The organism is Corynebacterium sp. CQ3829_602738 (genome assembly GCF_054478435.1).
Window position 1 is genome coordinate 1789129 of sequence record NZ_CM137003.1, and the last position, 15097, is coordinate 1804225.

At 51.8% G+C, this 15097-nt stretch carries 10 protein-coding genes and 1 tRNA gene; all 11 read right to left on the reverse strand.

Annotation, left to right across the window (positions count from 1 at the left end; all coding sequences use genetic code 11):
- Positions 1–191 precede the first annotated feature (191 nt).
- Positions 192–1052 (reverse strand): hypothetical protein, encoded by an 861-nt coding sequence (locus ACX1NL_RS08605; RefSeq protein ID WP_458897895.1) that lies wholly within the window; start codon positions 1050–1052, stop codon positions 192–194.
- A 71-nt stretch (positions 1053–1123) separates the two neighbouring features.
- Positions 1124–3694, reverse strand: a complete 2571-nt coding sequence (locus ACX1NL_RS08610; protein WP_458897896.1) for a glycosyltransferase family 2 protein — start codon at positions 3692–3694, stop codon at positions 1124–1126.
- Positions 3695–3696: 2 nt separating this feature from the next.
- Complete coding sequence (locus ACX1NL_RS08615; RefSeq protein WP_458897897.1) at positions 3697–6471, reverse strand: glycosyltransferase family 2 protein; 2775 nt, start codon at positions 6469–6471, stop codon at positions 3697–3699.
- A gap of 24 nt (positions 6472–6495) precedes the next feature.
- Positions 6496–7476, reverse strand: a complete 981-nt coding sequence (locus ACX1NL_RS08620) for a glycosyltransferase (RefSeq protein WP_458897898.1) — start codon at positions 7474–7476, stop codon at positions 6496–6498.
- A gap of 249 nt (positions 7477–7725) precedes the next feature.
- Entirely contained in the window at positions 7726–8547 is an 822-nt protein-coding gene (locus ACX1NL_RS08625) for an ABC transporter ATP-binding protein (RefSeq protein ID WP_458897899.1), read from the reverse strand.
- Entirely contained in the window at positions 8531–9385 is an 855-nt protein-coding gene (locus ACX1NL_RS08630; RefSeq protein WP_458897900.1) for an ABC transporter permease, read from the reverse strand. Before ACX1NL_RS08630 ends, ACX1NL_RS08625 begins: the two co-directional genes overlap by 17 nt.
- Before the next feature lie 69 nt (positions 9386–9454).
- The gene (locus ACX1NL_RS08635; RefSeq protein WP_458897901.1) at positions 9455–10777 is read right to left on the reverse strand and encodes a nucleotide sugar dehydrogenase; all 1323 of its coding nucleotides are present in this window, start codon (positions 10775–10777) and stop codon (positions 9455–9457) included.
- 71 nt (positions 10778–10848) lie between these two features.
- Positions 10849–12084, reverse strand: a complete 1236-nt coding sequence (locus ACX1NL_RS08640; RefSeq protein WP_458897902.1) for a nucleotide sugar dehydrogenase — start codon at positions 12082–12084, stop codon at positions 10849–10851.
- A gap of 11 nt (positions 12085–12095) precedes the next feature.
- Positions 12096–13631: a glycosyltransferase gene (locus ACX1NL_RS08645; RefSeq protein ID WP_458897903.1), complete on the reverse strand. Its 1536-nt coding sequence runs from the start codon at positions 13629–13631 to the stop codon at positions 12096–12098.
- 3 nt (positions 13632–13634) lie between these two features.
- Positions 13635–14927 (reverse strand): glycosyltransferase family 4 protein, encoded by a 1293-nt coding sequence (locus ACX1NL_RS08650; RefSeq protein ID WP_458897904.1) that lies wholly within the window; start codon positions 14925–14927, stop codon positions 13635–13637.
- A gap of 38 nt (positions 14928–14965) precedes the next feature.
- Positions 14966–15039 (reverse strand) — tRNA-Ile (locus ACX1NL_RS08655).
- Positions 15040–15097 lie beyond the last annotated feature (58 nt).

The window sequence follows — 15097 nt, forward strand, 5'->3', positions numbered from 1 at the left end:
ATCGCAAAGACCACCTTTTTCGAGTTCCTAGTTGGCCCTCGATGCTGAGTATTGGCGGACAGCACCTTACCGCTAGCGAGAGGGTGACTAATTTTCTTGACGTCGGGGAGGTCGGTCACAGTAGTTGGCTACCGTGTGCGGATTCTCAACCGTAAGCGCCCTCTACACGCAGTTAGAGCAACGCCAGCAATCTACGACAGCTCAGCATCGAACCGATTAAGTGTCCTATTAATTCGAATACTAGTGTCTCTCCTGCCCAGAGCCCGGTGCCCACCCTCGGGATCCCAGTATCCCTCGAAGGTCACGGAATTTTTGCTCGGCTCAAGTCCGTTCATAGCACGTATAAATGGAATGAACTGGCGGTCGAAGTCTCTACTTGAATTGATATTCGTAACAATTTCAAGAGGAGGTACGTAGCCCTGCTTGCGGAACTGCTCCACGCATTTGAGACGCCAAGGCATTTCTTTCAGAGTTTGCGTACCTACAGAGTCATCGCGGAAGATATTCTCGTAGAGCCTTGCCTGGTGACCCGGCCAATACTTAGTGATATCTGTTTGTGGGTTGTTGGCAAGGCAACGACTGCCCCTATCTAAGACCGCAGCCATAATCGCTTGATGCCCACCTGCAGAGCTTCCGTAGTGGAGCGTGCGACCTGCAGATGGAAGCAACAAAGCCTTTCTTAGTTCGTTTAGTATTTCAACATATACTTCGATCCCCCAGCGTTCCTTAGAGAGTTGCCCCCAGCCGATCGACATCTCGGGGAAGTCAAGAATCGTGGGGTCGGCGAAATGCACACGGGTCGCATTAAAATCCTCAACCCAGGAGGATCGCTGAAATACAAGGCCCGATTTCGAACGCTTACGATCAACTGCTCCGTTATACATAACGAGTAAACGGGAGTTGAACCTCTTGCTGATGTGAACAAGCACCGGAAACCAAACGCCTTCAGACTCGATTAAAAGCTTTCGGTCGACACCAAATCCTACTTCCGCACCCAGGGGGGTAGTAGCAATATCGGCTAGATTAATATGCAAAAAGTCATCGAACACCATCGAAGTCCTTATCCGCTTGGGCTTTAGATCTTTGAAATTTCAACTAGGCACAGTCTACATTCGCAGCCGATTTAAGAGACAGACAAAGCAGTTCCTAGCTCGCTCAGAAGCATCTGAATTTTTCTGGTGTGCGCATCATGGGTGAAGTTCTTTGCCAAGACATCTCTCGATTTTTCTACTTGAGCAAAGTACTCATCAGCGTTTTGGCTGTAGTAATTAATGACCTGTTTCACCTCGTGGGGTGAGCAGTAGACAGCAGCTTCGCCGAAAACTTCTTCGTAATGAGGAGGCAAGATCACTACCAGGTCTGATGCGATTGCCTCAAGAATGGCTCTACCGAAGGCCTCGATCGCATTCGAGTGTTGGTAAAAAACATAGAAGTCCAACGAATGCAGGAAGGATCGAACACTTTCTTCATCACGACGCAGCAATTCCCAATTATCAGGAGTCTTTTTCCCTAGGATTTTGCGTACCGTATCGTACCCTCCCATCGCACGCACTTTGACTGTGCCATCGTCTGGATACGCCGCCAATAGAGCTTCCCGAGACTCCGGCCACTTCATACGGTCGTCACGAGAATGGCGGCCGATGACAGGAATCTTTTGGCCGTTGAAATTGATGGAGTCCTTTTTCCACTCCGCTGGGTCAACGAGTCCGGGTAGATCGAAGCTACATAGCTCTGAATTCTCTAGGTAGGGCTCAATCGCTTTTCGAACTTGCGGACCTTGCGGCGCCCACAAGACCTCAGAGCCAAACATAAACCGCGCGTTTTTCAGACATTCCGGCACCAGGTACCTGATGTCCGACCCGTCCTTCTCGGAAGGAGCCTGATTAGCAAGAACCACAGTCCGACCAATCTCCAGTTTAGATGGCTCGTCTGGAGGAAACTGTAAAATAGGCGGGTAACGTAATATGAGCAGTTTTACCGAAACCTCGTCATCGTAAAAGACCTGTTCAACAACACCACTGTTCAACAAGGTCTGGATCGGTTCGTTCAGATTCTCCGATCTCGTGCTCATGAAACGAGCAGCTTCTAGATGTAGAATACCGACTTTGAATCCCGCACCTGTAAGAGCTTTGATTTCTTCAAGCATAGACTTCTGAGGTCCACCGAACTTCTTCCAATCCCCCGCTAGCACAACGTCGTACGCAGCCGATTCACCACCCACTAGACCACGGATGCGACGCGGAGCAAAGACCGGAAGTGACGTTTGACCGCTAGTACTAAGCCGCAGCTGCTGCTTCTCGGAAGTCGCATGCCACAGGTTGTAGGCAGACTTGTAGCTGTCGCGGCTCGGGTGACTCCACCCCGCCGCGAAATCGCTTCTCGAGAGGCTGTCGCTGAGAATACGGACGATCGTTAGAGGCTTATCAATTGTGACTATTTCCCGGCCGGTCTCGATCTTAATTCGCTGAGCAAGTTCAGTATCAGCCGCCTTGCGCACAGGCATAAATCCCCCAAGACGACGCATTAACGATACCCGGGCCATAAGTGATGATGCATTACCGGATCGGTGATTATAGCCAAGAAACACACGCTCGAGGTTCTCACCGCAACGTACGGCGCTAACCTTACAGGCAGGCACACTGGGTTCATCCATCATCAGACGAAGCTGATGCTCGAAACGTTGAGGATGCGACCAATCATCATCATCCTGGCCGGTGTAGAACTCTCCCCTGGCGAGTGACAATCCGTGGTTGCGACATACGTAAGTTCCAGCATTCTTGGACATTCTTTCCACACGGATCCGATCATCCCATGTAGCTACTTCGTCAAAAAGTTGCTCATAGTCGGGTCCTGAGGCGTCATCTATAATAATTAGCTCAAAATCGCCAACCGTCTGATCCAAGATCGAACGAACCGAGGTTTCGAGCTCGTCGCGGCTTGGCTGATACGAAGTCATTACAACGGAAATCAACGGTTTAGAGTCTTCTATGGAGACTTGGGCCCTATCCGCTTTAGAAGTCAACCGATCAAACGGTTTTCTATCCGATAGCTTAAGTTCCACAGGTGACACGCCATCGTCCACAAAGCGCCGGTTGAAGTTTTCCAGCCATGCGTCGAAGTCTGCACGCGGGTTCGACTTTGCAGCCCCAAACCTGTAAGGATTCTTCAACTCGGCTCGAAGGTAGCCTCTCTCAAAATTGTCAGTTTCTTTCCATCTATCCAGTAGGGTCAGGGCTTCACTATCTCGCTCGCGCAAAATTAACGCCTGCACACAATTGCGCCGCCACTTTTGGATAGAACGATCAAACGGCAGCACTCCCAGTGCTGCCCGAAGAAGAGCAAGCCCAACCCTCTGTTCGCTTTCGTTCTTTCCTGAAAGCAGGAGATAGTTCCCCACTTCTCCGATCACGACCGGTTTATACTTTCGCCGAATGAGGGACGTCATCCGACCGATCCCGCCTTCGGTGTAGGCTCGCAGAAGATCACCCCGCAACTCCCGCCAGCTGGTAGGCCGGCCGCTGGCTTCGGTAGCCAAGATATCGAGGTAGCTGCCCGCCTGCGCTCTCCTCGCAGTTGCGATTGCCGCACCTCGGCGGCGTGAAGATATTATCGCGTAATCGCGCAGCAAATTGTCCTTATTCAACCTGTCGGCTGCGCTGGGACGCTCGTCAAGCCAAGATATCTCGTTTACCACGACTACTTCTCCCTCAGTTTTTCAATATAAGTCTCGAAGGTGGCCGGACTCCAAAGCCCAGGCAGGCATTGCGCACCGCGTTCCTGCTGCAATTCATACAGCTCAGGGAAGTCGACCATCCGTTTGACCACGGTCTGAACACCTTCGGGATTGACGTACAACACAGAGTCACCATATAGATCTTCCGCACCTGGGCGGATCAGGACAACGAGCCCTGCAGCAACCGCTGAAAGTAGTTCGACGGATCGCTTAGAATGCGTCTCACCCATATCAACCCAAAAATCAATCTTGCTCGTGAAATCCTGGAAGTCGTAGCTATCGACAGGAACAAACTCAGCGCCTTGCTTTAGAACCGTTTCAATTCGCTCGCTTGACTTATCGAAATCGTCGACAAGTAGCACCTCGTAGAGCTCGTTTTTTCCGTAGACAGCCTTAATCTCAGATGCTTTGCTCGGCCACTTCTTGGAAGACGACGCGCGTCCTCGACCAACTACAGGCTTTGATTCCGCCTTCAAGAAGTGGGTTTGCCGGGGACCAAACGGAGTCAGCCCCATCCAGTCGTCCAACACGCATATGTCTGACTCCCTTTGACCGAAAACCTGGCCAAGGGCAAATAGCGCTTTGCCAGTCAGCGCTGGTTGAGATTGATTGCTCTCACCTGCCCCAACAGTGACTAAGGCAAGTTCTTCCGCTGTGACGCTTGTAGCAGTGTCTTCCGCAAATTCAAAAGCTCGGGGATCACGCACAATGAGGAATCTAAAGTGTGCCACATTTTGGAAGGAAAGAAACTGGACTCCGGTTTCTTCCAGCAGCTTCAATACGCCATGACTTACTAGGGGAATAGCCGAGCCCTCGAAGCTATGGTGATGCACAATGGCGACTCGGTAGCCTAGATCATCCAGATGTCGCAATTCCGCAAGCGCAGAGGCCTGATTTAGATTGTCGAGCTTCGTATCAAAGACATAGCCGAAATCAAAGGTTCCGAAGTCAGTGCCACGCTTCCCTCGCCCCATATCGGCAGGTAGAGCCAAGATTTCGGGCTTCACATTTTCCGCATCAATCCCAAGGTGAGCAGATGTAAATGCGGAGTGATACAGCATTCGCGACGGGTTCTGAAATCCTCGCAGAATTTCCCCGGAAGTCAATGAATGCGAATGGGTGCGGGTAAAGGACAACGGAGTCTCTGAACAGCACCCAATCTTCTTTCCTGTGACTTTTTGCAATCGCAACGTGAATTCCTCATCAGCCCCGCGATTAACCTCATTCCAGCCGCCTAGTGCTCGAGCATCCTGCGTTCGCAAAAGCAAAGAAGACATGTTGTTCTGCGAGAATTCCGGTCGGCGGTTAATACGAGTAAATTTTAGGTCTTCAGTGACCCTGGCGTGCTTAGAGATAGTACCTACAAGATCGGGGTTCTTCTGAAGGTGCTCAACCTGTCTGGCAATCTTTTGTGGATGAGACCAATCATCGTCGTCGTGGACTGTGATGAACTCGCCTTTAGCAAGACGGAGACCTTCATTTCTGGCTATATAGGCGCCACTGTTCTCCTCAAGTAGTACTAACTGCACAGCCGGATAGTCAGCGACTATGGACTCCAATGCAGAAACGTTCGCACGACTAGATCCGTCGTCAACAACGAGGATCTCAAGATTCTCCCAGGATTGAGCGACGAGCGATCTCAGTGCTGTTCTGATGCGCGACGCACCTTCGAATGTTGGAACGATGATGCTCACCAACGGTTGAGAATCCGGCGAGGTATCTGCAGGTAGTGTATCCGCTTGAAGCTGATCAATATCGGTCACATCGCCTTGCTTGAAACTAAGCTGGCTAAAGCCGTTGGCTCGGTACACCCAGTTCACCGCATTAAGCCAACCACTAGTTTGCCCGCTCCTGCCAGCGAACTGGTTCGCTACTGTGAAGTGATATTGCGCGGGGTTACTCTTTTTTAGCCCTAGCGCTTCAAGGATATATGCCGCAGTCTCCCAGTCCCCACACTCGCCAACGATCTCCGAAAGGAACAAACGATCCTCTTTATCCAGGCTATTCTGCCCGAATACCGCAGCGACAACGACAAGAATAGTTCGCGCGTCTTCAAGGTCGGTTTCTATTAGTCTCTGGTTGCCTAGGACGTTCGCCAAGGCAATAAGTGCTGTCGCGTCCCAGCCCTTGACGGTCTCAAAGTCCGAGGTGTCACCCTCTCTCAGCTGACGAAGAATTGAGATAACCTCTTCGTAGGTATAGAAGTTTCCCGAAGCTGCCCGCGCAAAGTTGTTACGAATATTCCGGCTCTTTACTTTAAGCGCAAATCTAGAGGCAGCTTTAGGGTCTTTAGCTATCGAGCGCGCAACTTCAGCTTCCCGATCATTGACGGAAATCATCGGCGATTGAAGCGGTGGAATAGAGGTTGGCTTGACCTCTGCAGTTTTCCGTTTTTTCGGTACAGCGGCTCTGGCCTGCCCAGCCTCCTTCGACTTGTTCCCAGTCGGCGTTGTCTTACCCGCATCTGCCGCTGCTGTGACCGTTTCAGACAGTGCAATCGTCTTTAGTTCACCTTGTTCGTCAATAATCTTGCGAACCTTTTCGAACTGGCGGTTGGTTGCAGCTCTCGTACTCACCAGATATCGGTGGATAACCGCTGTAATAGACATTAAAACCAGCAGCGTGGCCGCCAAAAAGAACAGCGTTGCCGTGGTCTTCCCAAGAGCCGCAAGAACGGCAGCGACAATCGCCAACACAATTCCCACAAGCGTAATAAGCTGCGTTTTGCTAAACTTCATAATCAATTTTCGCACCCTTTAAAGTTAATATTGCTTCAAAATGGCTGCAATTTCTCCGGCACCATTGCTCAAACCAGCGTCAAACAGTCGGCTGGCAATCATCGCCCGATTGACAGAATCTCCAAGCTTATTAACGGCGCTTTCGATTTCATCGACTGAGGTAGCAATCAACCCTAGGCCTTCCTCAACCATTCCCCTCGCTCTCCGCACTTGGTCATCGGTCTTGGTTTGAAGGTTTGGCACAAAGATCGCCGGCAGTTCCGCAACTACACTCTCTTGAACTGAGTTATAGCCCGCAGCAAATATCGCAGCATCGAAAGCTTTGAGGTATTTGAGGACCGGGTAGGCACTGAAGGTAAGTACATCCTGATGTTCCAACTCGAAGTCTTTCTTCAGAGGGTTAGCAACCAAAACCGGCTCCCACCGCTCACCTAACCCTCGGATTGCGGAGATCGCTACAGATTTCAACTCACTAGTGTCATTTAAAACGCCAGCTCCGACCTGTACTAAGAAGAGCTGCTTATCTTGTGGCAGTCCTAGCTGTCGGCGAGCCTCGACGCGGTCCAGCAATTCGTTGCGCCCAAGTAGAGCCACGGGATTTACATATCGGGTTGCCAAATTCCCCTGCTTATCCTCTTCGGGCTCACGGCAACCATAATCGCGAGGCACTATTATGTGATCAACGTATCCTTCAGGGTTCTGCCGTTGAGCACTTTTCTTCAGCACCTCAGGACGCCAACATCCTCTCTGCAGCCAAACTAGCGGGACGCCTGCTTGGCGTGCCGCTGCTGTGACGCCTCGGTAGACATAAGTACCGTCGAAAACGATCACATCTGGGCGGAACCCCTTGACCACTGCCCCCAAATGAGCTTTTAACAGCGGATTCCATACCGCCCCATCTAGACCGATGTCGCCATAGGAGGGAAAATAGACTATCTCTTTTGAGCTCTTTCCCAAGACGTGATATGCACTCGAGAGTGTATAAATGAGGCTCTGTCCATCCACAAAACGTGAGATCGCTGCTAGGCGTGTTAGGTGGCCTAGCCCCGCTCCATTACTACTGACCAACAGGACCCGGCGACTAGAGGTGGAGACGACGTTCTTAGAATTCTGTTCAATCCGCCGTGTCATCTCCCCAAAAGCAGATTCACTAACTCTACCTCTCCCAGCCGATAGGCGGGATCGCAACTTTGACCATCTCAATGGCTCTTCTCACTTTCCTAAACTAGCTACGGTCGCTCGTTTCACGTGCATCTAGTGGCTACCACCGGTGATGTGAAGCGTTGGTTGCCCGTAGTCTGCGACGATTTGTTCCAGCAATCCAGCTGCCTCGTCAACCCGCTTATGCGCTCGCAACTTGTTCCACTTTTCATAGATTGGCGCAATGCTCTCTACCGCGCCATCTGCGACTAGCACCCCGCTATTAATCCAAATCACCCGGTCACATTGTTTACGAATCGTGGACGCTGAGTGAGAAACAACAATCACGGTTCCGCTATCACCGAGAAAATTTGTCATTCTCTCCCGTGCCTTAATCGCGAATGTGGAATCGCCGGTCGAGAGAGCTTCATCGACCATCAAGATTTCAGAGGCCGTCTCCGTTGCGATCGCAAATTTGAGTCGTGCTTTCATACCTGATGAGTAGGTCTTGAGCGGTCGGTCGAAAGCCTCGCCCAATTCCGTCCATTCACCAATGCTTTCTGCTCGAGCTCTGCTTTCTTGCCTTGTCATTCCTTGCGCAAGCAAACCGAGACGGGCATTGATTCTGCCTGTCAGGTCTCCCTGAAGAGCAGCAGAAACGCTCAACAATGACGGCGTGGATGAAACAAATACGTCACCGAACGATGGCGCAATTTGTCCGGACATTATGGATAGCAGTGAAGATTTCCCAGACCCATTTCTTCCTAAAATCCCGACGGATTCACCACGCCGGATTACAAAGCTGACCCCCTTTAGCGCCTCGACGCTCCTGCCTCTCCCCAGCAATGGCAGGAGGTAGGCGGAGCCACTATTGCTCAACTTGTATGTCAAACCTACATTATCGGCAACGATCACTGGCTTATCTGAGGGTTGCATAGCGCCCTTCCGCGGCCCAGAAGTAGAGAAGGCCAATAGCCGCCAAGCCGAAACTCCAACTAGCTAAATACAGCCAGGTAAAACTTGATGGAATAACACCATCTAGGACAGAACCTCTAACCGCGGACAAAAACTGGTGCACCGGATTGAGCTTCATTAGCAGTGCAAGAGTTGGGTGATTAACGAATCTTTCAATAGAGAAAAACACACCCGATAGGAAGAATAGGCCACGATTTACAAGATTAACCAGGGATTTTAAGTCCGGCACAAACGCACATGCTCGAGCAACTATAAAGCTGCAGCCAAGGCTAAAGAATTGAATCAGAATAAATATCGGTGCAACCATGATCACAGTCCAGTGAATAGGTTGGTCCAGCTGCCACAAAATTGCGAGCGCGACTGCGACTATCGCGGGCACAATTCCATCAATGGCGTTCTTTAACGTTTCCCCGATAACGACAGCACCGCGCGGAAAGTTGAATGAAGACATCATCGCGCGAGATCTTCGAACCAAGTTTACTCCGCTAGTGATGCCACGAGTAGTGATCCGGAAGAAGACAACGCCTAACGCTAGGAAGCCTGGAAAATTATCCATTCCCCTGGACACCTGTAGAACTAGGCCGAAAATGAACCCATAAAACGCGGTTTGCAATATTGGATCTAGCAGCACCCAGATGCGCCCCAGAAATGTATCTCGACCATTCCTATTCGCGCTGGTTCGGGCGTTTAGCAGCGTGAAGTTTCGGGTTCGCCAAATATCTCGGAGGTACTCTCCGATTGGTGGCCGAGACTGGAGACGCTTCAATCCACTTATGTTGACGTGAATAGTTTCGCTCACAATGCTCCAGCCTTTAGCCTATCGAGATCGCAGAATGCGACCGTTTCTACGATCGCACTCCAAATCGTGTTAGAGACGATGCGCTTTATCGCCGTCAGTAATACCCACAGTGTCGAAGAAGATATCTGCCCTGTTGACAAGGTCTTCGATGTCGTAGTCAGCATGAGGCTGCAACAGAATTACGATGTCCGCTTCTTCGACCGCGTTATTTAGGTCATTAACCCTGCCGAGTTTGATCTCGTCATCATTCGGATCGTCAGAAACGTTCCACGTTTCGACGAATGGGTCATGGTAATGCAGGTCAGCGCCAAGAGACAACAGTCTCTGAGCAACAGGAACGGCCGGAGACTGTCGCTGGTCAGCGATATTCGGCTTATAGGTGATGCCCAAGAGCAGTACCTTAGAACCGTTGAGTGCTTTTTTCTCGCCATTAAGCAGTCGCACTGCGCGATCCACGACATACGTAGGCATCGAGTTATTGATTTCTTGCGCAAGCTCCACGAACCTGAACGGGTATCCGAGCTCTTTCCGAACCTCGTAGGAGAGGTAGTTGGGATCGATCGGGATGCAGTGGCCGCCCACGCCCGGTCCCGGATTAAATCGCATGAACCCGAAAGGCTTCGTCGACGCTCCTCGGATCACTTCCCAAATGTTGATTCCAAGCTCATTGCAGAACTGGGCCATCTCGTTCACTAGAGCGATATTGACGTGACGGAAAGTATTTTCCAATAGCTTTGCTGTCTCGGCCTCTTTAGTGCCTTCGATATCAACGACCGTGTCGATGAAGCTTCCGTAGAACTCCTTAGCCTTCTCGCTCGATTCAGCATCGAAACCACCGACTAGCTTCGGAGTATTTGTGATGCCGAATTTCTTCGAGCCCGGATCAACACGTTCTGGACTGTAAGCGACATGAAAGTCCTTACCCGCGACGAATTTCGAGTGCCCCTCCAGCAACGGGATGCAGACGTTATCGGTAGTACCGGGGTACGTCGTGGATTCGAGGATGTAGGTGCTCCCCTTGCGCAGATGCCGACCTACCGTGGACGTAGCAGCTTCGACAGCCCGCAGGTCGGGAGAACCTGCATCTCCAAGAGGTGTAGGTACGCAGACGACCACCACTTGACTATTGGCAATGCATGTTGGGTCGACCGTTGCCTCGTAGCCGAGCGAGATCATCTCCTCGATCTCACCGTCTGATAGGTCGTCGACGTGGGACTTACCGCTATTTAGCGCTTCAACGGTCTTTGCGTTGGTATCCAGGCCCCAAATCTTCCAACCCGCTTTTGCTGCAGCTTGTGCGAGCGGCAGACCAACGTATCCCTGCCCCACAATCGTCGCTGTTCTTTCCACAATTCCTCCCAATCGGGTTAATCGTTTACCGTCGGTGATCACGAGCGAGCCGCAAAAGCCTATCCGTAGATCAATGCATTAACTATACGTTTTACTCGTTGCTTCGCGCACATCTAGAACATGTTCCGGGTATCCACAACGGTGGCTTCCCCGAAATCTGCAGTATCTAATGCTCTAAAGTCGTCGTGCGCAACAAGCCCAACAACCACATCGAAGTCCCTGAGTTCAGCTGGCATCACCGCACTGAACCGCACATTCTTGGCTCCGCTTAAGCACTTTGGGAGCTCGGATGCCATTGGATCAACCACCAGGATCTCGCTACCAGGTAATTCCCGCGAGAGCATCGATACCACTGCCACGGCCGGCGACTCCCTAACATCGTCGACATTTTCTTTAAATGTGATGCCAAGCACAAGAATTGAAGCGGTTTCATTAGCTTCAAGAGCTCTGATGACTCGACGCACAACTTGCGTGGGTTTCCCGTCATTGACCGCCCTTGCTGCTTCGATCATTGGAGTCGGTGTCTCAGAAGCGGCTGCTAAAAACCACGGGTCAACCGCGATACAGTGCCCGCCCACGCCGGGGCCCGGTTTCAAAATATTCACACGGGGGTGGTGATTTGCCAGTGAAATTACCTCCCAAGCATTGGCCCCTAAATCGCGGGAGATAGTTTCGAGCTCATTCGCAAAAGCGATGTTGACATCGCGGAAAGTGTTTTCTGCGAGCTTTGTAATTTCTGCAGTTGTTGCGTCCGTCAGATGAATCGTTCCGCGACAAAACGTTTCGTACAGCGTCTTCGCCCGATTTGCGGCAGACTCCGAAAGTCCGCCCACAATCCTGTCATTCTCGGAAATTTCAAAGAGTATATTCCCTGGTAAAACCCGCTCGGGACAGTATGCGAACTGGATTGAATCACTCTCGACGTGACTGGTGAGATCAGGACGTGCCTCAAGAACCCAGTCTCGAGCTTGCTGCGTCGTGCCAGGCGGACAGGTCGATTCAATGACGATCAGTTCATCGCCTTGTAGGCGCACGCTAACTTGTCTGATGGCTGATTTCAGATACGCCAAATCTACATTTTTATCAGCGTCAATCGGCGTCGGAACTGCCACGATGTAGCAGTTCGCCTCAGGGAGGGTGTCCGCCACCGTGAGCGATTCGGCTTCAAGTACTTCTCGTAGCGCCCCATCAAGCCCTTTTTCCGCAAACGGCGCACGCCCGCCGAAGATGATTCGCCGTTTTACATCGTCAATCTCGTACCCGGCAACATTTCCGTTAGCTCTCGCCAATACAACGGCTGTTGGCAGACCGATGTACCCAAGCCCAACGACGCAAACGGATGCTCGCATCTTTCGCTCACTCACTTTGACTCGCTTTCTAAGTCGCCCGCGATCTTTTGATAAAACACCACGACATCTGCTGCAATTATTGGCCAGGTGCGATTTTGAGCCCAAGCCTTTCCTTGAAAAGCATCTTCGCTAGTTGTTCGGCAATTTATTATGGCACCTGCCAGTTCTTCAGGGTTATCCGCCGCAAAGTAAGTTGCATGACCGCCGGTCACTTCCCTGAGTGCTGGTAAATCCGAGGCAACCACTGGAATTCCCAAAGCTAGGGCTGCTAGCGGTTTGATTGGCGTCACTGTTCTGCACACCGGTAGATCTTTTCTCGGGACTACGAAGACGTCCAAGGCCCGGTACCACTGCAGCGCTTGATCTTGAGGTTGTTTCCCTGCAAAGCGAACGCGGGATGATACATCCAAGTCCTTCGCGACCTGTTTCAATCGATTGAGATCTTCCCCATCACCGACAATGAGAGCCTGATACGTCGGCGGAAGCAGAGGGAGAGCGCGGATCAAAGTTTCTAACCCCTCATAGTGGACCACTGACGTAACAGAACCGATTGTGGTTTTCTCCGGGTCCACCCCGAGTTGCTGCTTTGCTTCATCCGCTGACAACTCGTAGGAGAAAACCGATTCTTCGGCTGCATTGGGCGCGGCTATTATCTTCTCGGGTTCGACTCCTCGCGTGATGAGATCGTCACGGGCGATTTCGCTTAGAACTACCACCCCAGCGGCGCGCTTAGCTGCCTCGAGTTCTCTTTCCCGCCAACGCCTGTAATGCTCCGATTCTTCAGAACGAGGCTCCCCGCTCTTAGTTGGAGCTGAAAGCCAGGTCTTTTCGATCTCGCCCCGCATCTCGTAAATCCACGGTAGCCCTGCATCCAGTGCAGCTCGCGATACCACAACTGCATTTGGAAACCCAGTGGTCGTGTGCAAAATCATGGGGCTACATTGGCTTGCTCGTTTCTGAATTCCACGAGCGCTGCGCCGGATATAGCGCTTCACAGTCGCTGGCTGAACAGCATCAACATCCCGAAAGTAGTCGACCCCTTCTATGCGATTCTGCAGGCGAAAAACCGGTTCGCCAATCTCGGCTGGATAATTCAAGCGTGTTTGAGCGGCGACCGGATATCCCGCCTGCGCTATTGCACTCAGCAGCGCATGTGTGCGCTTCGAATAGCCGGAATTGGTGTAGGGGAGTGAGTTGCCGCATATATACAGCACCCCTTGTTTACGCTGCTGGCTCCCGGCTGCGACCTCGTCAATTGCCCCGTCAATCGGTGCATCAAACCATGCCAGTTTCTGGCGGCACCGCATTCGAACTAGCAGGTTTTTCCACGTTTCCAGGGGCCGAAATGCAAAGAAGTCCGCTTTTTCGATTGCCAGTGAGTACTCGCCCAAATCTTCCCAACGTTCAGCCTCGGTTAGGCGAACAGGACGGTGGGCACTCAGCCCCAGCTTTCGACGCGCCTTTGAAGCAAGTTCACGAGGGTCCAGCAGAATCTGCTGGGCAATATATGTAGTGAAGGCACTGAAGGCGCGCGGAGCATTTAGCATCTCTCATCTCCCGGTAGCTTCATCCAAGACCGTTCTTAGGGTTTTCGGTACTACTGTGCTTTCTTCGTGCTGGAGAGCTTTCGCAGGCCCGTCTCCTATCAAGAGGCGTCTACGATCTCGGCTCAGGCTGCACCAGAGTTCTGCAAGTGCTTCGGGGTCGTTCGGCGGTACAACATCTCCTGCTTGCAGATTTCGAATAATGTCTGCTGTTTCGCCTTGGATCGCACCGCTAATATGAATTCCCAGCTGGATCAACTCAAAAGTTTTACTAGGCACAGCAGCTTTCAGCGGTTCCCAATCCGCTAGGTGAACCAGTGCGGTATCTGCCCACTCGTAATGATCTGCAATCTCCTCAGCACCGAGACGCCGATAGATCTTTACGGGTAATCCAGTTCCCTTAATCATCGAGCGCAGCGCAGCGCTGGTTGCTCCCGCTCCTACAAGGTGAAGTTCCACATCACACCCGTTAGCCTTCGCGATGCGGACGGCCTCGACTGCATTTGACAATTGCTGCGCACGGCCAAGAGTCCCCGCATAGAGAACTCGGAGGGAGTCTCCATGGAGTCGTGCTTGTCTTCTTTCCGGTGCGGATCGTGGTGGAAAGACATTACGAATCGTTGCTAAATAGGGGTTGCGCCCCGGCCTGTTTCCACTCATCCGCGCCGATAGCCGTTGTTTAAGGTGATCAGACGTCAAAATCATCGCGGCGCTGCGCTCATAGCAAAACTGCAATGCAACGTGCGTCATTTTGCTTACAAACTGAAGCGGCCCTCTCCGCAACAGTCGCTCACGCAACGATTTCCGTCCTGTTTCTGCATTCCACGAGGAGCTGTAATTAAGTAGATCCGGCCAAGCGTCTCGCAAGTCAATGACGTAGGGCCGGTTAAACATACGTCCCACAAGGTAAGCTGCCACGGCGGTGGGCAACGCAGGCACTGTCCCGATGATTAGGTCAGGCCTAAAGTCGGCTGACTTGCGCTGTCGATAGCTTGTTATAACTGCGCTCACCGCCACGTACCCCTGATTCAACGCGCGGTAGGTTAACGATTTGCTGGAGGGCAAATAGCCACAGCGCCATATCTTTTCGCCGTCGGGACCGACCTCGTAAGCGGTCTTCCTATTGGAAATCGAATTGACGTAATCCTTGAAACTAAGTTCTCGGTTGTAATGAGGAGGTGGCGCCACTACCACAACTTCGTGACCTAGATCCCTCAAATGGTTTGTCAGCCAAGACCAGCGACGCTGAGGCACCCCGTTTTCCGGCCACCAATACTGTGAAAGTACTAAAATACGCAAGTGTATTTTCCTTCCAGCATTGGCGGTCGGGATCCAAGTGGGGCCAGCGGGGCTCGAACCCGCGACCAACGGATTATGAGTCCGTAGCTCTAACCGACTGAGCTATAGCCCCTCGTTTGCGGAAAGTATAGCCATGGGATCCTGCCAGCAATGAAATGCCCCTTGCCCGC